Source organism: Microbacterium sp. PRC9 (assembly GCF_031844125.1).
In the GTDB taxonomy this organism is placed as follows: Bacteria; Actinomycetota; Actinomycetes; order Actinomycetales; family Microbacteriaceae; genus Microbacterium.
Genome location: NZ_JAUZUR010000007.1, coordinates 223982 through 248020 on the forward strand (window position 1 = coordinate 223982; position 24039 = coordinate 248020).

25 protein-coding genes are annotated in these 24039 nt (G+C 70.6%); 13 read left to right on the top strand and 12 right to left on the bottom strand.

Annotated elements, in window-relative coordinates; all coding sequences use genetic code 11:
* Positions 1 to 11 precede the first annotated feature (11 nt).
* Positions 12 to 1997: a GDSL-type esterase/lipase family protein gene (locus Q9R33_RS16900; RefSeq protein ID WP_311294474.1), complete on the top strand. Its 1986-nt coding sequence runs from the start codon at positions 12 to 14 to the stop codon at positions 1995 to 1997.
* Between the two features lie 18 nt (positions 1998 to 2015).
* Here Q9R33_RS16900 and Q9R33_RS16905 read toward each other — a convergent pair whose 3' ends face one another.
* The 4 genes from Q9R33_RS16905 to Q9R33_RS16920 form a co-directional block, all read right to left on the bottom strand.
* On the bottom strand, positions 2016 to 2672 hold the full coding sequence (locus tag Q9R33_RS16905) for a YrhK family protein (protein ID WP_310248202.1): 657 nt from the start codon (positions 2670 to 2672) through the stop codon (positions 2016 to 2018).
* The gene (locus tag Q9R33_RS16910; RefSeq protein WP_310248200.1) at positions 2669 to 4036 is read right to left on the bottom strand and encodes a glutamate decarboxylase; all 1368 of its coding nucleotides are present in this window, start codon (positions 4034 to 4036) and stop codon (positions 2669 to 2671) included. The genes Q9R33_RS16905 and Q9R33_RS16910 overlap by 4 nt, the downstream gene beginning before the upstream one ends.
* Before the next feature lie 164 nt (positions 4037 to 4200).
* On the bottom strand, positions 4201 to 4893 hold the full coding sequence (locus Q9R33_RS16915) for a response regulator (RefSeq protein ID WP_311294475.1): 693 nt from the start codon (positions 4891 to 4893) through the stop codon (positions 4201 to 4203).
* Complete coding sequence (locus Q9R33_RS16920; RefSeq protein ID WP_311294476.1) at positions 4890 to 6155, bottom strand: ATP-binding protein; 1266 nt, start codon at positions 6153 to 6155, stop codon at positions 4890 to 4892. Before Q9R33_RS16920 ends, Q9R33_RS16915 begins: the two co-directional genes overlap by 4 nt.
* A 183-nt stretch (positions 6156 to 6338) precedes the next feature.
* Here Q9R33_RS16920 and Q9R33_RS16925 point away from each other — a divergent pair, with 183 nt between their 5' ends.
* Positions 6339 to 7790 (top strand): cation:dicarboxylate symporter family transporter, encoded by a 1452-nt coding sequence (locus Q9R33_RS16925; protein ID WP_311294478.1) that lies wholly within the window; start codon positions 6339 to 6341, stop codon positions 7788 to 7790.
* 44 nt (positions 7791 to 7834) lie between these two features.
* Here Q9R33_RS16925 and Q9R33_RS16930 read toward each other — a convergent pair whose 3' ends face one another.
* From Q9R33_RS16930 to Q9R33_RS16940, 3 genes are read right to left on the bottom strand one after another with little or no spacing between them, the layout of a single operon-like run.
* Complete coding sequence (locus tag Q9R33_RS16930; protein WP_056370118.1) at positions 7835 to 8020, bottom strand: hypothetical protein; 186 nt, start codon at positions 8018 to 8020, stop codon at positions 7835 to 7837.
* Positions 8021 to 8033: 13 nt separating this feature from the next.
* Positions 8034 to 8168 (bottom strand): hypothetical protein, encoded by a 135-nt coding sequence (locus Q9R33_RS16935; protein ID WP_268776132.1) that lies wholly within the window; start codon positions 8166 to 8168, stop codon positions 8034 to 8036.
* Between the two features lie 9 nt (positions 8169 to 8177).
* Positions 8178 to 8360, bottom strand: coding sequence for a DUF5302 domain-containing protein (locus Q9R33_RS16940; protein WP_056370116.1), 183 nt, complete (start codon positions 8358 to 8360; stop codon positions 8178 to 8180).
* A gap of 329 nt (positions 8361 to 8689) precedes the next feature.
* Here Q9R33_RS16940 and Q9R33_RS16945 point away from each other — a divergent pair, with 329 nt between their 5' ends.
* From Q9R33_RS16945 to Q9R33_RS16955, 3 genes are all read left to right on the top strand, one after another.
* Complete coding sequence (locus tag Q9R33_RS16945; RefSeq protein WP_311294479.1) at positions 8690 to 10969, top strand: polyribonucleotide nucleotidyltransferase; 2280 nt, start codon at positions 8690 to 8692, stop codon at positions 10967 to 10969.
* Between the two features lie 289 nt (positions 10970 to 11258).
* Positions 11259 to 12311, top strand: coding sequence for an aldo/keto reductase (locus Q9R33_RS16950; protein WP_056370111.1), 1053 nt, complete (start codon positions 11259 to 11261; stop codon positions 12309 to 12311).
* A gap of 115 nt (positions 12312 to 12426) precedes the next feature.
* A complete protein-coding gene (locus tag Q9R33_RS16955; RefSeq protein ID WP_310248182.1) occupies positions 12427 to 13029 on the top strand; it encodes a histidine phosphatase family protein in 603 nt (200 codons plus the stop codon).
* Between the two features lie 13 nt (positions 13030 to 13042).
* Here Q9R33_RS16955 and Q9R33_RS16960 read toward each other — a convergent pair whose 3' ends face one another.
* The gene (locus tag Q9R33_RS16960; protein WP_310248180.1) at positions 13043 to 13516 is read right to left on the bottom strand and encodes a GNAT family N-acetyltransferase; all 474 of its coding nucleotides are present in this window, start codon (positions 13514 to 13516) and stop codon (positions 13043 to 13045) included.
* Between the two features lie 71 nt (positions 13517 to 13587).
* On the opposite strand from Q9R33_RS16960, the gene Q9R33_RS16965 reads away from it, so the two are divergent.
* Both Q9R33_RS16965 and Q9R33_RS16970 read left to right on the top strand, forming a co-directional pair.
* Positions 13588 to 14403, top strand: a complete 816-nt coding sequence (locus Q9R33_RS16965; RefSeq protein ID WP_056370104.1) for a 4-hydroxy-tetrahydrodipicolinate reductase — start codon at positions 13588 to 13590, stop codon at positions 14401 to 14403.
* Complete coding sequence (locus tag Q9R33_RS16970; protein WP_310248176.1) at positions 14400 to 14849, top strand: hypothetical protein; 450 nt, start codon at positions 14400 to 14402, stop codon at positions 14847 to 14849. The genes Q9R33_RS16965 and Q9R33_RS16970 overlap by 4 nt, the downstream gene beginning before the upstream one ends.
* Positions 14850 to 14862: 13 nt before the next feature.
* Here Q9R33_RS16970 and Q9R33_RS16975 read toward each other — a convergent pair whose 3' ends face one another.
* The 4 genes from Q9R33_RS16975 to Q9R33_RS16990 form a co-directional block, all read right to left on the bottom strand.
* Positions 14863 to 15792: a TIGR01777 family oxidoreductase gene (locus Q9R33_RS16975; RefSeq protein WP_311294480.1), complete on the bottom strand. Its 930-nt coding sequence runs from the start codon at positions 15790 to 15792 to the stop codon at positions 14863 to 14865.
* Positions 15785 to 16210, bottom strand: coding sequence for an OsmC family peroxiredoxin (locus tag Q9R33_RS16980; RefSeq protein ID WP_045297285.1), 426 nt, complete (start codon positions 16208 to 16210; stop codon positions 15785 to 15787). The genes Q9R33_RS16975 and Q9R33_RS16980 overlap by 8 nt, the downstream gene beginning before the upstream one ends.
* Positions 16211 to 16340: 130 nt before the next feature.
* Positions 16341 to 16883, bottom strand: a complete 543-nt coding sequence (locus Q9R33_RS16985) for a DUF4395 domain-containing protein (RefSeq protein WP_311294481.1) — start codon at positions 16881 to 16883, stop codon at positions 16341 to 16343.
* Positions 16876 to 17313 (bottom strand): thioredoxin family protein, encoded by a 438-nt coding sequence (locus Q9R33_RS16990; RefSeq protein ID WP_056370097.1) that lies wholly within the window; start codon positions 17311 to 17313, stop codon positions 16876 to 16878. Before Q9R33_RS16990 ends, Q9R33_RS16985 begins: the two co-directional genes overlap by 8 nt.
* A gap of 120 nt (positions 17314 to 17433) precedes the next feature.
* Between Q9R33_RS16990 and Q9R33_RS16995 the strand changes: the two genes are divergently transcribed.
* The 6 genes from Q9R33_RS16995 (at position 17434) to Q9R33_RS17020 (ending at position 23823) form a co-directional block, all read left to right on the top strand.
* Complete coding sequence (locus Q9R33_RS16995) at positions 17434 to 18273, top strand: thymidylate synthase (RefSeq protein WP_311294518.1); 840 nt, start codon at positions 17434 to 17436, stop codon at positions 18271 to 18273.
* Positions 18270 to 18794 (top strand): dihydrofolate reductase, encoded by a 525-nt coding sequence (locus tag Q9R33_RS17000; RefSeq protein WP_311294482.1) that lies wholly within the window; start codon positions 18270 to 18272, stop codon positions 18792 to 18794. Before Q9R33_RS16995 ends, Q9R33_RS17000 begins: the two co-directional genes overlap by 4 nt.
* Before the next feature lie 21 nt (positions 18795 to 18815).
* Positions 18816 to 19580, top strand: coding sequence for an SDR family oxidoreductase (locus Q9R33_RS17005; RefSeq protein WP_056370091.1), 765 nt, complete (start codon positions 18816 to 18818; stop codon positions 19578 to 19580).
* Between the two features lie 413 nt (positions 19581 to 19993).
* On the top strand, positions 19994 to 20881 hold the full coding sequence (locus tag Q9R33_RS17010; RefSeq protein ID WP_311294483.1) for a type IV toxin-antitoxin system AbiEi family antitoxin domain-containing protein: 888 nt from the start codon (positions 19994 to 19996) through the stop codon (positions 20879 to 20881).
* Between the two features lie 217 nt (positions 20882 to 21098).
* Positions 21099 to 22076: a 4-hydroxy-tetrahydrodipicolinate synthase gene (gene dapA, locus Q9R33_RS17015; RefSeq protein ID WP_056370087.1), complete on the top strand. Its 978-nt coding sequence runs from the start codon at positions 21099 to 21101 to the stop codon at positions 22074 to 22076.
* Between the two features lie 70 nt (positions 22077 to 22146).
* Positions 22147 to 23823: a ribonuclease J gene (locus tag Q9R33_RS17020; RefSeq protein WP_311294484.1), complete on the top strand. Its 1677-nt coding sequence runs from the start codon at positions 22147 to 22149 to the stop codon at positions 23821 to 23823.
* Positions 23824 to 24039 lie beyond the last annotated feature (216 nt).

Below are 24039 nucleotides of genomic sequence, written 5' to 3' on the forward strand. Positions count from 1 at the left end.
ACCCTGGAGGCGTGAGAGTCGCACTGCTCGCCGAATCGTTCCTGCCCCATATGAACGGGGTGACGGGGTCGGTGCTCCAGGTTCTCCGGCATCTGGCCGCCGAAGGACACGAGACCCTCGTCATCGCACCGCGTGCCGGGGAGATCACCACCGATCTCCACGGCGCCCGCACCGAGCTGCTGCGCTCGGCGCCCCTGCCGTCGTATCCCGAGGTGCGCGTGGTGTTCGCGCGCGCCGCCCGGCTGACGGCGATCCTCCGCGAGTTCCGGCCGGATGTCGTGCATCTGGCGTCGCCGTTCGTCCTCGGCTGGCAGGGTCTCGCGGCCGCCGACGCGCTGCGCGTGCCCTCCGTCGCCGTGTACCAGACCGACGTGGTCGCGTACGCGGAGAAGTACGGGATGCCGCAGGCCGCCGCGCTCGTCGGACGCCACATCGGGCGGCTGCACCGACGGGCGACGCTCACCCTCGCGCCGTCGACGGCGTCGCTGCAGCAGCTGGAGGGCCTCGGCGTCGACCGCCTGCGTCGCTGGGGGCGCGGCGTCGACGCCCTGCGCTTCGGTCCCGAGCGGCGCAGCGACGGCTGGCGTGCGCAGGTGGCGCGGGGTCAGGCGATCGTCGGCTACGTCGGCCGCCTCGCCCCCGAGAAGCAGGTCGAGGATCTCGCGGCGCTCGCCGGGCTCCCGGGGACGCGCCTCGTGATCGTCGGCGACGGACCCTCACGACCGGCGCTCGAGCGTGCGCTGCCCGACGCCGTCTTCACCGGGCACCTCGCCGGAGCTGCGCTCGCCGAGGCGCTCGCGAGCTTCGACGTGTTCGTGCACCCCGGCGAGAGCGAAACGTTCGGGCAGACGATCCAGGAGGCGCTCGCCAGCGGCGTGCCGGTCGTCGCGACCGGTGTCGGCGGTCCCGTCGACCTGGTGCGATCGTCGGTCGACGGCTGGCTGTACCGGCCCGGAGACCTGGTCGACCTGCGCGCGCGGGTCGCCGATCTCGTCGGCGACGACGGCAAGCGCCGCGCGTTCGCTGCGGCTGCCCGCGAGTCGGTGAGCGAGCGCACGTGGCACGCCGTCTGCAACCGCCTGGTGGAGCATTACGACGAGGCACGGATGCTGCGGCCCATCGACGACGCGCAGCCTCAGCGCGCGGCGACCCGGCCGGCGGTTCCGACGCCAGCTCCGCCGCGCTCGTGGTCGCGGTTCGTCGCGCTCGGCGACTCGATCACCGAGGGGCTCTGCGACGCCTCGCGGATGCCGACCGGGCGGTACCGCGGGTGGGCGGACCGGCTCGCACAGCTGCTCGCGCACGCCGGCGGCTCCGGCGAGCCGTTCCGCTACGCCAACCTCGCGGTGCGCAGCCGTCGGGTACGGCACGTCGTCAGCGAGCAGGTGCCGCAGGCGCTGGCACTCAGGCCGCAGCTGGTCTCGATCCTCATCGGGGCCAACGACCTCGTCGGGCGCCGCGTCGATCCGATCGCCGTCGCGCGCGACCTCGAGAAGTCCGTGAGGGAGCTGCGCGCAGCCGGCATCGACGTGCTCCTCGTGACGCCCTTCCTCCCGCGTCGGCGCCCTGCGCGGCTGTTCGGCCGCCGGTTCGCGGTGTTCTCGTCCGAACTGCGCCGGATCGCCGCATCCACCGGCGCGGTGCTGCTCGACACCGACGCGTTCCTCGACGCGCGCGGGCTCCCCGCCATCGGCGACCTCGACCTCTGGGCCGACGACAAGGTGCACCTTCGCCCGCGCGGCCACCGGTACCTCGCGTACCGTGCGGCCGAGGCGCTCGGGGTGCCCGACGCCGAGGCCCTCGGCGAGCTCGACGCGAGTCTGCACGCCGACGACGACCCGGTGCTTCCGGGCACGTGGCTGCGCCGCGACGCCCTGCCGTGGGTGTGGCGACGCCTCCACGGACGCACGGCCGGCGACGGACTCGTCGCCAAGCACACGGACTACGTGCTCATCGGCGGTCCCGGCGACGTGCCTGCTCGCGTGCACGCCGGCTGAGGCATCCGTTCCGTCTCTTCAGTCCGCCTCGCCGATCGTGCGCCGGGCCAGCAGCGCGGCCGCGAAGAAGCAGAGCGCGCCGACGCCCGTGCCGAGGTTCGCCCACAGCGGGCTCAACAGCTCGCCGGTCGACGGCACCACGAACGCCGCGACCGCCGACACCCCGAAGGCGATCGAACCCAGCAGGTTGAGGCCGGTGCCGTGCCACGTCCGCGCGTCGCGATCCCACAGCGTCCCCCGGTCCTTCGTCGCCGCGACCGCCAGGACGCTGGAGACGAGGAAGGCCGCGGAACCCCATGCGTCGGGCCGCCATCCGGCCCCGACGTAGTCCGGATCCGCGATCGCAGCGATGAGGGCGGCGGCGGTCGACACGTTGAACAGGAGCGTGCCGGCGAACTGGATGGCGGCGGCCCACCAGTCGAAGCGGTCGGCCCGGTTCATGCGCGCGTCCGGCGTGCGGCGCCCGCTCAGCAGCAGCTGGATGAGACCCGCCGTGGTGAAGAAGATCGATCCGGCGAAGAACGTGACGTTCGCGCCGACCGGACCCGCCCACGCGGCGTAGGCCGGGACGACGCCGATGAAGAACAGCGCCGACCCGACCGCGAAGCCCCAGGACTCCCGCCGGAGTCGCCGGATCCGCCGCGCGGCCGGGTCCAGCGGTCGTCGCGCGCTCAATGGTGGAAGCTGGGGCCGATGCCGGGGTGGGGCATGGGGCTGTCGAGCGAGTCGAGGAACTCGGTCTCGTTCTTGATGTCCCTCATGAGGTCCTCGGCGAGGTCGCGACTGAGCCCGTTGCGGCACACGATGCGCATCACGGTCTGATCCGACAGCTCGCCCGACAGCGGATACGCGGGGACGAGCCATCCCTTGATCCGCAGTCGCTCGGACAGGTGGTACAGCGTCCACTTGTCGGTGTGGCCCTCCTTGAGCCGCCACGCGAACACGGGGATGTCGGTGCCGTCGCTGAGCAGCTCGAACGCGTCGAGCTCGGCGATCGCCGACGAGAGGTACACGGCGACGTTCTGCGAGGCCTGCTGGATCGCGGTGTAGCCGGCGCGACCGAGCCGCAGGAACCGGAAGTACTGCAGCAGCACCTGCGTGCCGGGCCGGGAGAAGTTGAGCGCGAACGTCGGCATCGAGCCACCCAGGTAGCTCACCTTGAAGACGAGGTCGTCGGGCAGCGCCGCGGCGTTGCGCCACACCACCCAGCCGACGCCCGGGTACACGAGCCCGTACTTGTGCCCCGACGTGTTGATGGACTGCACGCGCTCCACGCGGAAGTCCCACTCGAGGTCGGGCTGCAGGAACGGCGCGATCATGGCACCCGACGCGCCGTCGACGTGCATCGGGATGTCGAGCCCCGTCTTCTCCTGGATCTCGTCGAGCTTCGCGGCGATGGCCTTCACCGGCTCGTACGCGCCCGTGTAGGTGACGCCCACGATCGCGACGACGCCGATCGTGTTCTCGTCGACGTAGTCCTCGAGCCCGGTGCCGTCCATCAGCGGGTGCTCCGCGGTCACGGGCACCAGCCGCATCTCGACGTCGAAGTAGTTGCAGAACTTCTCCCAGCACACCTGGACCGCCGAGCTCATGATGAGGTTCGGCTTCTCGGTGGACTTCCCCGCCGCGCGGCGTGCGTGCTGCCAGCGGCGCTTGAGCGCGAGGCCGCCGAGCATGCACGCCTCGGACGAGCCGATCGTCGACGTGCCGATCACGTCGTCGTTGTCGGGGACGTTCCACAGGTCGCCGAGGATGCGCCAGCAGCACTCCTCGATGGCGGCCGTGGCCGGGTACTCGTCCTTGTCGATCATGTTCTTGTCGGCGGAGTCGACGGCGAGCTTGTTGGCGTAGTCGTCCATCCATGTGCCGACGAAGGTGGCGAGGTTCAGCCGGGCGTTGCCGTCCAGCATCGTCTGGTCGCGGATCACGCGGTACGCCGTCTCGGGCAGCATCTCGCCCTCAGGGATGACGTTGTACCTCGCGGTCGTCGCCTCCCCGGCGCGTGTGAAGGTGGGCTGGAGCGCTTCGTCCTGGTACATGCATCCTCCGTCGCTTGCGGGCCTGTCGCGCGGGCGCGCCTCGGGGCCTGCGATGCCCAGTCCACCGCGCCCCGATCGGTCCCTTCGGTGCCGAAGCTATACCGCTGCGGTCGCGCCGTCATCCCCTGGATCGCGTGAGAGGGCGATGTTCGGTCGCTGTTCTCCTACGGAAGGGACGGATGCTGCGCCCACGCGTACTCGGACTCCGGCCGGCCGCGCGTGCCGTAGCGCGCCGCGCGCTGCGCTCGACCCTCGGCCACGAGGTGCTCGAGGTAGCGACGAGCGGCGACGCGCGACATCCCCAGCCGCTCCGCGGCCTCCGCGGCCGAGACAGGGCCGCGCTCGCGCACCTCGTCGCTGATGCGGGCGAGTGTGTCGGCCGAGAGGCCCTTCGGCAGCGCGACCGGCGTCGCCGGACGCAGCGCCCCGAGGAGCGCGTCGATCTCGGCCTGCGTCGCCGCGCCCGCGGCTTCGGCCGCGCGTCGACGGAACTCGCGGTACTGCTCCAGGCGCTCGCGGAAGACCGCGAAGGTGAACGGCTTGACGAGGTACTGCGCGACGCCGAGCGACACCATCTGCCGCACGACGTCGGCGTCGCGGACACCGGTTATCGCGATGACATCGACGGCGGCGCCGCGGGCGCGCACATGCCGCAGCACGTCCAGCCCCGTGCCGTCCGGCATCGTGACGTCCAGCAGCACGAGGTCGATCTCGTTCCCGCGCTCCAGCACGGCCTCGATCGCGGCACGAGCGCCCGTGCACTCGCCGACGGACTCGAAGTCGTCCAGGCGCGCGAGGTAGTCCCGGTGCAGCTCGAGCGTGAGCGCGTCGTCGTCGACGAGGAGGACACGGATCATGTCGCCCTCGCCGGAAGGGTGACCACGAAGACCGTGGGGTCGTCGCGCAGCTCCACGTGACCGCCGGCGCTCGCCACGATCGAGCGCACGAGCGCGAGGCCCACCCCGCGTCCCTCGGCTCCGCCCGGCTTGGTGGTGAAGCCATGCTCGTAGATGCGCTCGCGCAGCGCCTCGGGCACGCCGGTGCCGCTGTCCGACACCTCCAGCCGCAGGGCGGCAGGGGAGGAGGGCGTCTTCCCGAACACGACGCGCACCCAGCGAGGCGGCTCCGCCGCGGCCGCGGCATCCATCGCATTGTCGATGAGGTTGCCGACCACCGATACCGCGTCGACGGGCGACAGCGCGCTTCGTGGCGCATCCGGGTCGATCTCGGCCGACCACTCGATGCCGCGCTCACGCGCCTGGGCCGCCTTGCCCAGCAGCAGCGCCCCCACGGTGGGGTCGCCGCCGCGCCGGGCGGCCACCTGGTCGACGAGCTCCTGGCTCTGCCGAGACGTCTCGGTGAGGATCTCGATCGCCTCGCTCGTGCGGCCGAGCTCGAGCAGCGACACCGCGGTGTGCATGCGGTTGCCGTGCTCGTGGGTCTGCGCGCGCAGCGCCTCGCCGAGCGTCCGCACGGACTCGTACGACGCGACCGCGTCGCGGATCGTCCCGGCGGGCAGGTCGCCCGCGACGCGCCGCGTCGTGCGACGGGCGAGCCACGCGCCCACGAGGCCCGCAGCGAGGAGGGCGAGGGCGATCGACACGACGAAGGGCAACCGCGGCAGGATCTTCGACCAGATGCTGCCGATCGTGACGCCGACCGAGACCCAGCCGACGACTCCGCCTTCGGCGGTCACCGGCACGATCGTCCGCACCGACGGGCCCAGCGTGCCCGTGAACTCCTCGGTGAACACACTCGGCGTGCTCGGGATCGTGCCGAGGTAGTGCCGGCCGATCTCGGCGGGGTCGCGGTGGCTGACGCGGATGCCGTCCGGGGTCATGATCGTGACGAAGTCGAGGCCTGTCTGTGCCATCACGTCGGCCGCGAGCGGCTGCAGCGCCTCCGAAGGGTCGGGCGCGCTCAGGGACTCCGCCACCTCGGGCAGTGACGCGAGAGACGAGGCGACGGCCCGCGTCACCTCCTCCGCCTCATTGCGTTCGGAGCGCTCCGCGTCGAGCACGAGCACGGCGGCGAGGGCGGCGACGATCACGGCCGCCGAGACGGCGACGACGACGAACACGCGCGATGCCGCGCTGCCGTGCTGCGTCCTCGCTGACATGGCCCTCCTCATCGATGCCGCCGCCTCCATCCTCGCCCGTCGAGGGCGCCGGGGGGAGTCCGCGGGTGCGACCAATACGACCGTAAATCGCCGGTTGCCGCCGCGGCGCGCACGCTGTGTCACACGCCGCACTCTCGAGCGGCACCGCGGAAACACCGCCGTTTCATCCCGCAGGAGGCAATGATGGCTCTCTCGACCCGCACCACGTCCTTCACGCTCCCCGGTTTCAACTGGAGACGTGGCAAGCAGGCGTGGGACAAGCACACCTGGCTCTACCTCTCGGTCATCGCCGCCGTCGTCCTCGGCGCGATCGTCGGGCTGGTCTGGCCCGACGCCGGCGTCGCGCTCAAGCCGCTCGGCGAGGGCTTCGTCGCGCTCATCAAGATGATGATCGCGCCGATCATCTTCTGCACGATCGTGGTGGGTGTCGGATCCATCGCGAAAGCGGCCACCGTCGGCAAGATCGGCGGTCTCGCGCTGCTGTACTTCATGGTGATGTCGACGTTCGCGCTCGCCATCGGCCTCGTCGTCGGCAACCTGCTGCACCCGGGCGAGGGCCCGAACATGGCGAGCGCCACCTACGAGGCGACCGCCGAGGCGAAGACGACTCAGGAGTTCATCCTCGGCATCATCCCGACGACGTTCTTCTCGGCCTTCACCGGTGAGAGCGTGCTGCAGGTCCTGTTCATCGCCCTGCTCGTCGGCTTCGCGCTGCAGCAGATGGGCGACAAGGGGGCGCCGATCATGAACGCGGTGAAGCACCTGCAGGCGCTGGTCTTCCGCATCCTCGGCATGATCCTGTGGCTCGCGCCGATCGGAGCGTTCGGCGCCATCGCCGCCGTGGTCGGCAACACCGGCATCGCCGCGATCTGGGCTCTCGGCACGCTGATGATCGCGTTCTACATCACGTGCGTGCTCTTCATCGTGGGCGTCCTCGGCACCCTGCTGTACGCCGTCACCCGCGTGAACATCTTCAGCCTCATCAAGTACCTGGCCCGCGAGTACCTGCTCATCGTCGGCACGTCCTCCTCCGAATCGGCGCTGCCCCGCCTCATCGCGAAGATGGAGCACCTCGGCGTCTCGAAGCCGGTGGTGGGCATCACCGTGCCGACCGGCTACTCGTTCAACCTCGACGGCACGGCGATCTACCTGACGATGGCCTCACTGTTCATCGCGAGCGGCATGGGCGCCCCGATGTCGATCGGCCAGCAGATCGGCCTTCTCGTCTTCATGATCATCGCCTCGAAGGGTGCGGCCGGCGTCACCGGTGCGGGCCTGGCGACGCTCGCCGGCGGTCTGCAGGCGTACCGGCCCGACCTCGTGAACGGCGTCGGCGTCATCGTCGGCATCGACCGGTTCATGTCGGAGGGCCGCGCGCTCACGAACTTCACCGGCAACGCCGTCGCGACGGTGCTGATCGGCACGTGGACGAAGGAGTTCGACGCCTCCCGCGCGCGCCGCGTGCTCGCCGGGGAGCTGCCGTTCGACGAGACGACCTTGTCGGGCGACGGTCACGACGGGATGTCGCGCGCCGCGGACGCGGTCGGCGTGCAGGGACTCGAAGAGGCCGCCGTCACGGAGGCGGAAGCCAAGGAGCGCCGCGCCCGCGAACGCGAGCAGCTGCTGTCGCGCTGAGCGGACGGAACGGGCGGGCGCGGGTCGGACCCGCGCCCGCCCGTTCAGTCGTCCGGCGCGATCTCGCCGGCTTCGATCGCCGACTCGCGCTCCTCGAGTTCGAGCTCGTCGACATCCTCCTCGACCGCTTCGAGCGGGTCGATGGTCGGCGGCGGGAGCTCGAACTCCACGCCGTCGTCGACGGGCACGTCGCGCTCGTCGTCGGGGATCCGCTCTCGGAAGTCGCTCATGGCCTGCTCGCGATCACTGCTCGCCGTACGGCGGCAGCTCGTCTTCCTCGATCTCGCCCGCGAGGGGAGGGGCGTCGTCCTGACCGTCCAGGTCGGGCAGCTCGTCGGCCTCGTTCGAGATCTCGTGGAACGTCGGGTCGAAGACCATGGCCTGCTCCTATCCGCTCTTGCGACGGAACTCGCGCTTCGTGACCGCGCCGTGCGTGCCGTGGATCGCGGAGTCGCCATCCATGTGGGCCTCGCCCTCGCGGTGATTCGCGTTCTTCTTGTCGAGTGCTTCCTTGAATTTGCGCTTCATCTCATCGGATGCCGCAGACGCCGGCTTCTCGTCGGTGCTCATGCCCCCACCCTAGGCGCGGCATCCGACGCTCGCCAGGGTGGGGGTCAGCGGGCATGCTGCTGATAGGCTTGGGCGGGTTGCCGTGTGGCAACCGCTCAATTCCACATGTGAGCACTGTGCTTCAAATGGGCACTGTGGAGCAGGCCGGCAGGAAGCTGGTCCCCTGTGGTGGATTCCCCGCCGGACGACGTCGGGTGATCTTCTACTGGTGACCAGCGCTGGCGAACCCCGCGGCACTCCCGCGCGCCGAGATCTGCCTGTTCCTGCTCCTTCGCACAAGCTCGTGCGCGAAACGCGCGTGCGAGCCTAAACAAAGAAGGAGAGACCTCTTGGAAGGTCCTGAAATCACTGCCGCTGAGGCCGTTCTCGACAACGGCCGCTTCGGCACCCGTACCGTCCGGTTCGAGACCGGACGACTCGCGCAGCAGGCACAGGGTGCCGTCGCCGCGTACCTCGACGAGGAGACGATGCTCCTGTCGGCGACCAGCGCCGGCAAGTCGCCTCGTGAGGGCTTCGACTTCTTCCCGCTGACCGTCGACGTCGAAGAGCGTTCGTACGCCGCGGGCAAGATCCCCGGTTCGTTCTTCCGTCGCGAGGGCCGTCCCTCGACCGAGGCGATCCTCGTCTGCCGTCTCATCGACCGCCCGCTGCGCCCGTCGTTCGTCGACGGTCTCCGCAACGAGGTGCAGATCGTCGTCACGGTGCTCTCGATCGCGCCGGGCGAGTTCTACGACGCGCTCGCGATCAACGCTGCCTCGCTGTCGACCCAGATCTCGGGTCTGCCGTTCTCGGGCCCGATCGCCGGTGTGCGCCTCGCGCTCATCCCGGGTCACGGCGAGCACGCCGACCAGTGGATCGCGTTCCCGACGGTCACCCAGCTCGAGGAGGCCGTGTTCGATCTCATCGTCGCCGGTCGCGTCCTGCCCGACGGCGACGTCGCGATCATGATGGTCGAGGCCGAGGCCACCGAGCACAGCTGGAACCTCATCAAGGCGGGGGCCACCAAGCCGAACGAGGAGATCGTCGCGCAGGGCCTCGAGGCCTCGAAGCCCTTCATCAAGGAGCTCGTCGCGGCGCAGAACGTCGTCGCCAACACCGCGGCGAAGGAGATCAAGGAGTTCCCCGTCTTCCTGCCGTACAGCCAGGAGACGTACGACTTCGTCGCGCACCGCGCGTACGACAAGCTCGTCCCGATCTACCAGATCGCCGACAAGCAGGACCGCCAGAACGCCGACGACGAGCTGAAGGACGCCGTCAAGGCGGAGCTCCTCGCCGCCGTCGAGGCGGGCGAGCTCCCGGCCGTCGCGACGACCGAGTTCTCTGCCGCCTACAAGTCGGTCACCAAGAAGATCGTCCGCGGTCGCATCCTCGCCGAGGGCGTCCGCATGGACGGTCGTGGCCTGGCCGACATCCGTCCGCTCGACGCGGAGGTGCAGGTCATCCCGCGCGTCCACGGCTCGGCGATCTTCCAGCGCGGCGAGACCCAGATCCTGGGCGTCACCACGCTGAACATGCTCAAGATGGAGCAGCAGATCGACTCGCTGTCGCCGGTCACGAGCAAGCGCTACATGCACCACTACAACTTCCCGCCCTACTCGACCGGTGAGACCGGCCGTGTCGGCAGCCCGAAGCGTCGCGAGATCGGGCACGGCTTCCTGGCCGAGCGCGCACTCGTGCCGGTGCTGCCCAGCCGCGAGGAGTTCCCGTACGCGATCCGTCAGGTGTCCGAGGCTCTCGGCTCGAACGGCTCGACGTCGATGGGCTCGGTGTGCGCCTCGACCCTGTCGCTGCTGAACGCGGGCGTGCCGCTGCGCGCTCCCGTCGCCGGCATCGCGATGGGTCTCGTGTCGGACGAGGTCGACGGCCAGACGCGCTACGCCGCGCTGACCGACATCCTCGGCGCCGAGGACGCCCTCGGCGACATGGACTTCAAGGTGGCCGGCACGAGTGAGTTCGTCACCGCGATCCAGCTCGACACGAAGCTCGACGGCATCCCGTCGTCGGTGCTCGCCGCGGCGCTCACGCAGGCCAAGGACGCGCGCCTCACGATCCTGGGCGTGCTCAACGCCGCGATCGACGGCCCGGACGAGATGGCTCCGACCGCCCCGCGCGTCATCAGCGTGCAGATCCCGGTCGACAAGATCGGCGAGCTGATCGGCCCGAAGGGCAAGACGATCAACGCGATCCAGGACGAGACCGGCGCGCAGATCTCCATCGAGGAGGACGGCACCGTCTACATCGGTGCGACCGACGGCCCCTCGGCCGAGGCGGCCCGCGCTCAGGTGAACGCCATCGCCAACCCCACCAACCCGGAGGTCGGCGAGCAGTTCCTCGGAACGGTCGTCAAGATCGCGACGTTCGGCGCCTTCATCTCGCTGCTGCCCGGCAAGGACGGCCTGCTGCACGTCAGCGAGGTCCGCAAGCTCGCCGGTGGCAAGCGCGTGGAGAACGTCGAGGATGTGCTCTCTGTGGGTCAGAAGCTGCTCGTCAAGATCACGAAGATCGACGACCGCGGCAAGCTCTCGCTCGAGCCGGTGCTCGAGGAGGCTGCTGACCAGGAGGGTCGCGCTGCGGCCAGCGAGGGCCCGGAGGCTCCCGCCGAAGGCTGACTCCTCGCCGTCCGGTGATAGCCGGTCTGGAATCACGGATGCCCGTCCCCGAAAGGGGGCGGGCATCCGTCGTAAGTCGTCCGGTAGGTGCTTGGCGCATGGTGTCCGCCGAACAGGGGACATATCCCCTAGGGATCAGCCCTTCGTGACCAAAGCGTTATGTAATGTTTATCCATAGTTCGCCTCAGGGAACGGCGCCCTGTCCGGACTGGCCTACCCTTTGTGTAAGCGCCGGGGGGCGCGCATAGTGATCACGACTCCCGTAAGGGATCTCGTGAGGGGGTGGCACATGGCTTACTTCGGCGTTGACTCGACGCTCCCGTCGTCGAGTCCGGATGCCGCGCCCGCGCAGCCGGGCGCCGTCGTGCGCGGCCCGCACCCCTCTGCTCCGATCCCCGTGCAGGGCCCTTCGATCGGCAGCAACGTGCGCGTCGCGCTCGGTGAGAGCGGCTCGCACATCTTCCCCCTGATCCTCGGCGCCGCCGAGTTCGGGTGGAACGTCGACCTCGAGTCGAGCCACGCGATCCTCGACACCTACGCCGAACTGGGCGGCAACGCCGTGCACACGGCCGACAGCTACTCGAGCGGTCGCAGCGAGCACATCATCGGCCAGTGGCTGCAGTCCCGCGGCCTTCGCGACGACATCGTCCTCGCCGTTCGCGTCGGCGGCCATGCCGACAACCCCGGTCTGGGCCCGGTCAACCTCGTGCGCGCCGTCGAGGCTTCGCTGACCCGCCTGCGCACCGACCGCATCGACGTCCTCTACCTCGACGCGACCACCGATCGTGCGTCGTCGCTCGAAGACACGCTCGCCACGGCGGAGTGGCTCGTCGAGACCGGCAAGGTGCGGGCGCTCGGCGCGATCGGCTACAGCGCCGCGCAGCTCGTCGAGGCGCGCATCTTCGCGTCGGCGGGCTACCCCCGGATCGCGGTGCTCGACGTCCCGTTCAACGTGCTGCGCCGCCACGAGTTCGACGCCGACCTGCGACTCGTCGCCGGGGCGCAGGGCATGGCGGTGACCCCGTCGCACGCGCTGGAGCACGGGTTCCTCGCCGGCCGGCAGCGCTCGAAGATCCGTGGTGCCCTCTCGGTGCGCGGCGCGCAGCTCGCGGCGAACCTCAACCGCCGGGGGAGTCGGACGCTGCGCGCGCTCGACGCCGTCGGCGCCGATCTCGGCGTCCCCGATGCGGCCGTCGCGGTCGCCTGGCTGCTCTCGCAGAAGCTCGTCACGGCGCCCATCGTGAACGCGTACGCGCCGCAGCACGTCGAGGAGCTCGTGCAGGGCGTCGGCGTCCGCCTGAGCCGCGGCCAGCTGTCCGACATCGGGCGCGCCTCGGAGTAGTCGCAACCGCGCTTGGGACTCGCCGTCCACAGTCGCTGAATCGCCCCGGCGACGTGTCGTAGGCTGGATATCGTGCCTTTCCCCAGGGCACGGGATCCCCGACGGAGTGAACTGCGTGACGCACTACATCTACCTCGTGCGGCATGGCGAACATCAGGATGCCGAGCACGGACTCGTCGACGGGCCGCTGTCGCCTCGCGGCCGCCGGCAGGCCGCACTGCTGGCGGACCGGCTCTCCGGGGTGCCGTTCGACGCGCTGTGGCACTCGCCGCTCGAGCGCGCCAGCCAGACGGCCCGCGCGGTCGCCGAACGGATGCCGTCGCTCACGCCCGAACCGTCCGCGCTGCTGTTCGACTGCGTGCCGACGGGCATGACCGAGGAGACGCCCGCCGCCTTCGAGCCGTTCTTCGGTTCGGTCACCGAAGCCGAGGTCGAAGCCGGCCGTGCGCAGATGTCTGACGCGACGAGCGAGTTCCTGGCGCGCAAGCGCGGCGAGGTGCACGAACTCCTGATCACCCACAACTTCGTGATCGCGTGGTTCGTGCGCGAGGTGCTGCAGGCGCCCGACTGGCGCTGGATGACGCTCAACCAGGCGCACTGCGGCCTGACCGTGATCGCGCAGAAGCAGGGACGCCCGTGGACGCTCCTGTCGCACAACGATCTCGCGCACCTTCCGGTCGAGCTGCGGACCGGCCTGCCCGAGGTCTACCCCGTCTGACCCGCCTCCGCGTTCAGAGCACCTTGCCGTACCAGCGGGACGCGTTCGGGTTGTCGTTGTAGGGCTCGATCGCGACGAATCCGGTGCGCGCGTAGAGCGCGCCGGCGGCCTCGAGCGAGTGGTGCGTGTCGAGCACGAGCTCGGCGGCGCCGAATCCACGGGCGCGCTCGACGAGCCCCTCGACGAGCAGGCGGCCCCACCCGCGCCCGCGTGTGACCGGCCGCAGGTACAGGTGCTTCAGCTCGTACCGCGGGCCGAGCGGCCCTTCGGGGATGAGACGGATGCCTCCGCAGCCCTGTGCGACGCCCGCGTCGTCGTCGAGCAGGACGAAGACGCCGGCGGGCGGCACGAAGGCCGCCGGATCGGGGAAGGTCGTCCGGTACGCGACGCCCTGGTCGGCGAATCCTTCGGTGCGGGTCCGGAAGTACTCGGCGAGGAGGTCGTGGGCGTCGGGCGCGTCGACGGGGGAGGGGCGGAGAGTCACCACGGCCTCCAGCGTAGGCGTCTGCCGCGGTCGGCAGGCCCGGCCGCTCGCCGGCCCCCGCCTAGGATGGAGGCATGACGACACGCGTGGCCATCGTCGGCGGCACCGGAAAGCTCGGAGCGATCATCCGCGACGTGGTCGACGCCGAACCCGGATTCGAGGTCGCCGGGGTGCTGTCGTCCCGGTCGGAATTGTCCGAGCTCGACGGCGCAGACCTGGTGGTGGACGCATCGACACCCGCCGTGTCGATCGACGTCGTCCGTGCCGCGATCGAGCGCGGCATCAACGTGCTCATCGGCACCTCCGGCTGGTCGGCCGAGCGCATCGCGCTGGTCCGTCCTCTCGTCGAGGCCGCCGGCACGGGTGCCGTCTTCGTCCCCAACTTCTCGCTCGGCTCCGTGTTGGGCTCGGCGCTCGCGGCCGCCGCGGCGCCGTTCTTCCCGTCGATCGAGATCGTCGAGGCGCACCGCGAGACCAAGATCGACTCGCCCAGCGGCACCGCCGTGCGTACGGCCGAGCTCATCGCGGCCGCGCGTGACGGCGTCGGCCCGGTCGAGTCGCCGCACGTCGACCAGCGTGCCCGTGGCCAGCAGGTCGCGAGCGTGCCGATCCACTCGCTGCGCCGCCCTGGCGTCGTCGCCCGGCAGGAGACGATCCTGTCGGGGGCAGGGGAGTCGCTCACCATCGTGCACGACACCGTGGAGCCGGCGCAGGCGTATGGTCCCGGCATCCGTCTCGCCCTCGCCGCCGCGCGCGACGCGTCGGGTGTCACCGTCGGCCTCGACAGCCTGATCGACATCGGCATCGGTCGCCGCGCGGCGCAGCCCGACGGTCGGCCCGTCGACGAGGGCGGCGTGCCCGGCCAGGTCGCCCGCACGACCGGGGCATGAGCGCGCGCATCGGCGTCGCCGTCATGGCGGCGCTGCTCGCGCTGTACATCGTGCTCGTCGGGCAGCGCGCGTGGCTGCTGCTCGTGAGCGGCGACCCGGTCGGCATCGCGATGGGCGCGGCGCTCGTGGTGCTGCCGCTCATCGCGGCGTGGGCCCTCGGGCGCGAGCTGTGGTTCGGCGTGCGCGCGCAGCAGCTCGGCAAGCGGCTCGAGGCCGAGGACGCCCTGCCGCAGGAGGAGGTCGCCGTGCGTCCGAGCGGCCGCGTGATGCGCGAGGACGGCGACGCCGTCTTCCCTGCGTATCGCGCCGACGCCGAGGCCCACCCCGATGACTGGCGGGCGTGGTACCGGCTCGGACTCGCATACGACGCCGCCGGCGACCGCCGCCGCGCACGAGAGGCGGTGCGGGCCGCCATCCGGCTCGAGAAGGCCGACCGCGCCGGCTGAACCTGGCGTCGGATCAGGATGCCGCGGGCACGGCCGCCGCGACCGCGTCCTCGACCGTCGGGTGCGAGAACGCGAAACCCGACGTCTCGAGCGCCTGTGGCACCACGTGCGCATCTGCGGTGAGGATCGCCTCCGTGGCGTCCGCGCCGAGCGCGAGCTTCATGCCCCACACCGGCGCGCGCAGAAGGAACGGGCGGTTCATCCGCACCGCGAGCGCGAACCCGAGGTCGTTCGCGGTGGCGCGGGTGGGTCCGGAGAGGTTCACGGGACCGGTGAGGCGGGCGTCGATCACGTGCCGGATGGCGCGCACCTCGTCCTCGAGCGAGATCCACGGCCATGCCTGCGTCCCGCGGCCGATCGGGCCGGAGAGGCCGAGCTTGGTCAGGAGCATCAGCGGCTTCAGCACGCCGTCGGCGTGCACGATCGGGGCGGTGCGCAGCACCGACACCGCAGCATCCGTCCCCGCGCCGTACGCCGCGGCCTCCCACTCGCCGCAGAGATCCGCGAGGAACGACTCGCCGCGCGGTGCGTCCTCGACGAGGCGCGCGCCCGGCACCGAGCCGTAGTAGCCCACGGCCGATGCCGACACGAAGTGCGGGGCCGCTGTACCGAGCTCGCGCACCGCGCGGGCGAGCGCGCGTGTCGGCGCGATGCGCGACCACAGCAGGGTGCTCTTGTACGACGGCGTCCAGGGGAAGCGCCCGATGCTCGCGCCGTTGAGCCCGACGACCGCGTCCGCCCCCTCGAGCACCGCGGGATCCAGCGGCTCGGCCGTCGTGAGCCACTCGACTTCGTGCGCGGCCGCGGCGGGCCGGCGCACGAGGGTCGTCACCTGGGCGCCGTCGGCGCGGAGGCTCTCGACGAGCGCCCGGCCGATGAGGCCGGACGCCCCGGCGACGACGATCCGCCGACCGTGGTCACCGCCCGGTGGGCCTTCAGGCAAGCGTGGCCTCGATCGTGATCTCGATGCCCGCCAGTGCCTGCGAGACGGGGCATCCGGCCTTTGCGCTCTGGGCGAGTCGCTCGAAGTCCTCGGGCTCGAGTCCCGGGACGACCGCGTTGACGTTCAGGTGGCTGCCGGTGATGCCCGTGCCTGGCTTGAACGTGACCGAGGCGGTCGTGTCGATCGACTCCGGGGGAGTGCCGTTCTCGGCCAGCGCGAGGGAGAACGCCATGCTGAAGCACGAAGCGTGCGCGGCCGCGATCAGCTCCTCCGGCGTCGTGACCGACGTGGAGCCCTCGCTGCGCGCCTTCCAGTTGACGGGGAAGGTCCCGAGGCCGGACGACACGAACGTGGTCTCGCCGGAGCCGTCGAACAGACCGCCCTTCCATACCGTGGTTGCTTCGCTCGTGACGGTCATGTGGGCCTCCTCGCTGGCGGGGCGCCCGCGTGCCGGGCGTCTCGCGTCAGCCTATGGCGTCGGGCTGCCGCACCGCGATGGGTTGACACCGGATGCTGCGCCCCTCGGTCCGCGCACGGCCGACGCGGCGTCAGGCCGACGCCGGGCGGGTGCGGCCGACGATGCCGGCGCGCTGCAGGAGGAGGTACAGCTGGCAGCCGAGGCAGAGCCCGAACACGGCGTTGAGGAACGCGGCGATGAAGGCCGCCGAGGCGGCGATCGTCAATGCCCACGGCACGCCGAACAGCTGCAGCACGAGACCGAGAGCCGACACGAACAGGCCGACGCCCTGCGCGAAGCGCGGCGGGCGCGGGTCCTCGAGCTCGGTCGGAGCCGACAGGCGCGGCGCCACGACCGCGCGGTAGAGCGCACCCCACGGCGCGGTGCGCGGCGAGACGACGCCCCACAGGAAGAGCAGGGTCGTCACGAGCAGCAGGAGGAAGGCGGGGTCGAGGATCCGCTGGGCCACGCTCGCCGCGGAGATCGCCCATCCTTCGGCCGTCTGCGCCGTCGAGAGGCCGGTGAGCCCGAGGAACACGACGACCAAGAGGAGCACGGCGGTGATGCCGGCCGCGAAGCGCGGACCGCGGGGGTCGATGCCACGCGGGGTCGCAGCATCCCGTCGCTCAGACATTCGCGTCCTCCGCGATCAGCCGGTTGAGCTCGAGTTCGAGCACGTCGCGACCCGGGGCGCCGCCGAAGCGGGTCTGCACGACGCCGTTGCGGTCGAGCACGAGCGTGGTCGGCGTCTGGAGGACGTGGAAGTGCTTCGCGATGTCGGGGCGATGGGTCAGGTCGACGTCGAGGTGGCGCACGCCCTCGTGGTCGTCGGCGATGGCCGCGAGCGTGCGGTGCACACCCGGACAGCGGGCGCAGAGCTCGGTGCTGAACTGCAAGAGGGTGGCGACCTCGCCGAGCCCGTCGGCGCCGAGGCGGTGAGGTTCGACGACCTCGTGCTCGACGTTGCGGCGGGCCTGCGACTGTCGCCAGTTCAGGAAGACACCGAGTGCCACCGTCGCCGCAAGCAGCACGGCGAGGGCGATGAGGGCTCCGACCAGGGTCACAGCAGATCAGGCTAACCCCTTTCACCTGAATGGAGGCCGAATCGGCGAATATGACGCGATCGATGTAACAGAAGGCGACTCGGCGCTGTGAGGAGAGCGCACGGTGCGGGCACGGCCGGGATGTCCCGGGGCGCGGGTATCGTGGCAGCCGTGACGACGCCGATCCCGACCCCGTACGAAGACCTTCTGCGAGACGTGCTCGAGCACGGCACCCACAAGGACGACCGCACCGGCACCGGCACGACCAGTGCGTTCGGCCGGCAGATCCGGTTCGACCTCGCACAGGGCTTCCCGCTCATCACGACCAAGCGCGTGCACTTCAAGTCGATCGCATATGAGCTGCTGTGGTTCCTCCGCGGCGAGTCGAATGTGGCGTGGCTGCAGGAGAACGGGGTCACCATCTGGGACGAGTGGGCGGATGCTGCCGGCGAGCTGGGTCCGGTCTACGGGGTGCAGTGGCGGTCGTGGCCGACGCCGTCGGGCGACCACATCGACCAGATCGCGCTCGTGCTCGACCAGATCCGCGCGAACCCCGATTCGCGTCGGCTGATCGTGTCGGCGTGGAACCCCGCCGACATCCCCGACATGGCGCTCGCGCCGTGCCACGCGATGTTTCAGTTCTACGTGGCCGACGGCAAGCTGTCGTGCCAGCTGTACCAGCGCAGTGCCGACCTCTTCCTCGGCGTCCCCTTCAACATCGCGTCGTACGCGCTGCTGACCCTCATGGTGGCGCAGCAGGCGGGGCTCGAGCCGGGCGACTTCGTGTGGACCGGCGGCGACTGCCACATCTACGACAACCACATCGGGCAGGTGCGCGAGCAGCTCACCCGCGAGCCGTACCCGTATCCGACGCTGCGCATCGCGCGCACGCCCGAGTCGATCTTCGACTACCGCTACGACGACTTCGTGCTCGAGGACTACCAGCACCACCCCGCGATCCGCGGGGCGGTCGCGGTATGACGGCCCCGATCGGCCTCATCTGGGCGGAGGCGCACGACGGCGTGATCGGCGCCGACGGCGGCATGCCGTGGCACGTGCCCGAGGACCTCGCCCACTTCAAGGCACTGACGCTCGGTGCGCCGGTCGTGATGGGCCGCCGCACCTGGGAGTCGTTCCCCGCGCGATTCCGCCCGCTGCCGGGTCGGCGCAACATCGTGATCACCCGCCAGGAGCAGTGGACGGATGCCGGCGCCGAGCGCACCGCATCGCTCGGGGCCGCGCTGGCCCTCGCCGACGAAGGCGCGCCCGAGCGCATCTGGGTGATCGGCGGCGGGCAGCTGTTCCAGGAGGCCATCGAGCTCGCCGACCTCCTCGAGGTCACCGAACTCGATGTCGCGGTCGAGGGTGACACCCTGGCGCCCGACCGCGCCGGCTGGGTCTCGGCCGCGACGGACCCGGTCGACGGCTGGCACACGTCGGGTTCCGGCATCCGCTATCGCTTCCTGCGGCTGGTGCGGCCGGCGGCGCACGGCTCGCGCTGACACGGCAATAGGCTGGCGCGCATGGCGAAGACGGCGCTCATCACCGGTGCGAGTTCGGGTCTCGGTGCGGAGTACGCGCGCCAGCTCGCGGCGAAGGGCGCGCACCTCGTGCTCGTCGCGCGCGACCGGCAGTCGCTCGAGCAGCTCGCCGTCCGGCTGCGGTCGACCTACGGGGTCGAGGTCGAAGTGCTCGCGGCCGACCTGCTGAAGCGACGCCAGCGCGAGCGGGTCGAGGCGCGTGTCGCCGATGAGGCCCGGCCGATCGAGATCCTCGTGAACAACGCGGGGTTCGGACTGCCGCTGGCGTTCGAGCGAAACGACATCGAGGACGAGGTCCGCCACCTTCAGCTGCACGTCGAGGTGCCGATGCGCCTCACGCACGCCGCACTGGGCGCGATGCTCGCGCGCGGGCACGGCCGCATCGTCAACGTCGCATCGGTCGCCGCCTTCATCCCGCGCTCGACGTACGGCGCCTGCAAGGGGTGGCTCGTGAGCTTCAGCCGCTGGGCGAACGGCCGCTACGGTCCGCGAGGTGTCACGGTGACCGCGGTGTGCCCGGGCTACACCCACACGAACTTCCACGAGCGCCTCGGGCTGCCGCCGGGACAGGAGGGCGTGCCCGACGGGATGTGGCTCGACGCGCGGGACGTCGTGGCCGAGTCGCTGCGCGATGCGGCACGCGGTGCGGCGGTGTCGATCCCTTCGCTGCGCTACAAGGCGCTCGTCGCCCTGGCCCGGTTCGCCCCGCCGTCGGTCGCCGCGCGCATCGGAGAGCGCGGCCGCTGAGCCGGCCCGGCGTCACCGGGGACCCCCTCCCTTTGCCGAAACACGGGTCGGCAAGGGCGACACGCCGGTGTCGGCTGCCGTGGCCCGGCGTGTCGCGCGATCGACCCGTGTTTCGGCGGAATGCAGCCGGCGGTCACCGTCGAGCCCGGGTCGCCTGCAGCCGTCGTGAGATTCACCGGTCTGTGTGCCGAAGCACGGGTCGGTAACGGGGGCACGCCGGTGACGGATGCTGCGACCCGGCGTGTCGGATGACCAGCCAGTGCTTCGGTGGCAGCCGGGGAGGGGCCTGGTGCGCTCGGCGGTGCGACGGGGGAGGGAACCCGGGGTTCCTCCCCAGATGGCTCGGCTCGGAGCTTCTCCACCGATCGACCCACCTGGTCCGCGGGTGCGAAGAGATGGCGCGACCGTGAGGCATGACCGTCGAATCCGCCGTCGCTGCCGTGGAGCTGATCGGAGGCGTCGCGCGCACCCGGGACATCGTCGCGCAGGGCGTCCGGAAGAGTGACCTCGGCCGGGCCCACGCCGAGGGGCTCCTCCTGCGACCTCGGGTCGGCATGTACGCGACACCTTCGACCCCAACAGCAACCGTCGAGGCGCTGAGCCATCGCGGACGCATCGCATGCGTGACCGCGGGACGCGCCTACGGGCTGTGGCTCCTCGACGACGGCGATCAGGAACCGGTCCACACCTGGATCGACGAGAAGCACCACCCGATGCGGATCGCCATCCATCCCGAGCCCGAAGAAGGTGCATGCTGCGCCTTCCACCGTGACATCGCCGTCGACGAGCCGACATTGGCGTCCGTCGGAATCCTTCACTGTCTCCGGCAGATCCTTGCGTGCCGGGGCGAGGAGGCGTTCTTCGCGGCGCTCGAGTCGGCTCTGCGGCAGAGCCTGGTCGATGATCAGGCGCGAGAGCGGCTGAAGCTGAGCCTCCCCGCTGGGTTTCGCTGGCTCGTCGACTTCGCTCGCACCGACGCCGACAGCGGGCTCGAATCCCTCGTTCGGCTGCGGCTCCGCAGGTACGGGCTCGCGCTCACCCCGCAGGTCGCCGTTCCCGGGGTCGGCGTGGTCGACTTCGTCATCGGCGACTGCCTGATCGTGGAGGCCGACGGCGACACCCATGACGGACCGTCTCGGCACCGTGACCGCGTACGCGACGCCGCGGCGATGGCACTCGGCTTCATCACACTTCGCTTCGACTATGCGCTCATCGTGCACGACTGGGAGATCGTCGAGGCTGCGATCCTGGCCGCTATCTCGCGGAACCTGCACCGGAGCCCCGCCGGCCTCACGTGGTGAGAACGGTCTGCCTCGGTCGGACCCGCGGCACGCAGCATCCGCGTCCCTCCATTCGCGCGAGCGCCGAAACACGGGTCGACGACTTCGACACGCCGGCGACGGAGGCGTCGGCCCAGCGTGTCGCGCGATCGACCCGCGTTCCGGTGAAGCCGGGTCGCCGTCGTGGGGTGACCGTCACCGGGCGCGCCGGGGCGCGGCATCCCGATAACCTGAGTGCATGACGCATACGGGCAATCCCTTCGGACAGGTGCTCGTCGCGCTCGTCACCCCCATGACGGCCGACGGCGAGGTCGACTGGCCCGCTGTCGAGAAGCACATCGACGACGTCATCACCGCGGGGGCCGACGGCATCGTCGTGACCGGCACCACGGGTGAGACGTCGACCCTCACCGACGCGGAGAAGATCCGCCTCGTCGAGGTCGGAAAGGATGTCGCCGCCGGCCGCGCCAAGATCATCACGGGCGGTGGGTCGAACGAGACCGCGCACGCGATCGAGCTCTACAAGGCCAGCGAGAAGGTCGGCGCCGACGGCATCATGATCGTCACGCCGTACTACAACAAGCCCACGCAGGCGGGCATCCTGACGCACTTCCGCCTGGTCGCGGACGCCACCGACCTGCCGGTGATCCTGTACGACATCCCGGGCCGCACCGGCGTGCCGATCCGGTACGAGACGATCCTGCGTCTCGCCAAGCACCCGAACATCCTCGCCATCAAGGACGCCAAGGGCGACTTCAGCGAGGTGAGCCGTGTGCTCAACCAGACGGATCTGATGTACTTCTCGGGCGACGACGCCAACGTGCTGCCGCACCTCGCGATCGGCGCGACGGGGCTCATCGGCGTCACCGCGAACATCGCGGCGCAGCCCTACCGTGCGATCGTCGACGCCGTGAACGCGGGCGACCTCAAGACGGCCACCGCGGCGCACCAGCAGCTCGAGCCGCTCGTGCGCGCCGTGATGACCCACGTGCCCGGCACGGTGTCGGCGAAGTACATCCTCCACGGCCTCGGCCGCATCGGCAGCCCGCGTGTGCGGCTGCCGCTGGTCGGACCGGAGGAGTGGGAGGCCGCCAAGATCGAGGACGAGCTCGCTCTCGTGCACGATGTGCCCGGCGCCGACTTCTCGAACTTCCGCCCCGACCGCAACGCCGCCGCCGGCGGCGCGCTGCCGAAGGTCTCAGGCACCACGAGATGACGAATCGCGCCGTCGAACGGTCGACGGCGCGCAGATGACGGGCGTCCCAGCGCCCGGAGGAGGCTTCGCAATGCCCACCACCCCGTACGACCCGCCGGAGCTCGCAGCAGGAACCCTACGGATCGTCCCGCTCGGCGGCCTCGGCGAGGTCGGCCGCAACATGACGGTGTTCGAATACGGCGGGAAGCTTCTCGTCGTCGACTGCGGCGTGCTGTTCCCCGAGGAGCACCAGCCCGGGGTCGACCTGATCCTCCCCGACTTCGAGCCGCTCAAGAAGCGGCTGGACGACATCGTCGGCGTCGTGCTCACGCACGGCCACGAGGACCACATCGGCGCGGTGCCGTACCTGCTCAAGCTCAAGAGCGACATCCCGATCATCGGATCGGGACTGACCCTCGCGCTCACCGAGGCGAAGCTCAAGGAGCACCGGATCAAGCCGTACAGCCTCACGGTGGCAGAGGGCCAGAGCGAGAACCTCGGGCCGTTCGAGCTCGAGTTCGTCGCGGTGAACCACTCGATCCCCGACGCTCTCGCCGTCGCGATCCGCACGCCCGCGGGTCTCGTGCTCGCGACCGGCGACTTCAAGATGGACCAGCTGCCGCTCGACGGCCGGCTGACCGACCTCCGCGCGTTCTCGCGGCTGGGGGAGGAGGGCGTCGACCTCTTCCTCGTCGACTCGACGAACGCCGATGTGCCCGGCTTCACGCCCCTCGAGCGGTCGATCGGCCCGGTGCTCGACCAGGTGATCGGCAAGGCGCCGCGGCGCGTGATCGTGGCGAGCTTCTCGAGCCACGTGCACCGCGTGCAGCAGGTGCTGGATGCGGCCGCCGCCCATGGTCGCCGCGTGGCCCTCCTCGGCCGCAGCATGCTGCGCAACATGACGATCGCCGAGGACCTCGGGTACCTGCACGTGCCCGAAGGCGTGCTGATCGACTACAAGAAGGCCCGCGACCTGCCTGACGACCAGATCGTCTACATGTCGACCGGCTCGCAGGGCGAGCCGATGGCCGTGCTCAGCCGCATGGCGAATCTCGACCACGCGATCGAGCCGGGCCCCGGCGACACCGTGATCCTGGCGTCGAGCCTCATCCCCGGCAACGAGAACGCGGTGTACCGGGTGATCGACGGGCTCACCAAGCTCGGCGCGAACGTGGTGCACAAGGGCAACGCCAAAGTGCACGTGTCGGGGCACGCCGCCGCCGGCGAACTGCTGTACTGCTACAACATCCTGAAGCCGAAGAACGTGCTGCCGGTGCACGGCGAGTACCGCCACCTGATGGCGAACGCGCGTCTCGCCCAGGACACCGGGATCGAGCCCGAGCGGACCATTCTCGCCGAGAACGGCACCGTGATCGATCTCAAGGACGGCGACGCGCACGTCGTCGGACAGTTCGACCTCGGCTTCGTCTACGTCGACGGCTCGACAGTGGGGGAGATCACGGACGCCGACCTCAAGGATCGCCGGATCCTCGGCGAAGAGGGCTTCATCTCGGTGATCGTGGTGGTCGACGCGTCGACCGGCAAGATCATCTCCGGCCCGGAGGTGCACGCCCGCGGCTTCGCCGAGGATGACGCGGTCTTCGAAGACGTCAAGCCCAAGATCGCCGCGGCCCTCGCCGAGGCGGCCAAGTCCGGCGTCCGCGACCCGCACGCGCTGTCGCAGGTCGTGCGCCGCACGATCGGCCGCTGGGTCAACCAGTCGCTGCGCCGCCGGCCCATGATCGTCCCGCTCGTCATCGAAGCGTAGCGAGATGACCATCAAGCGGAGTATCGAAGCGTAGCGAGATGACCATCAAGCGGGGAATCGAAGCGTAGCGAGATGACCATCAAGCGGAGAATCGAAGCGTAGCGAGATGACCATCAAGCGGAGAATCGAACCGTAGCGAGATGACCATCAAGCGGAGCATCGAAGCGTAGCGAGATCGCCATCCGCGGAGTATCGAGACGTAACACGCGGGCCGTA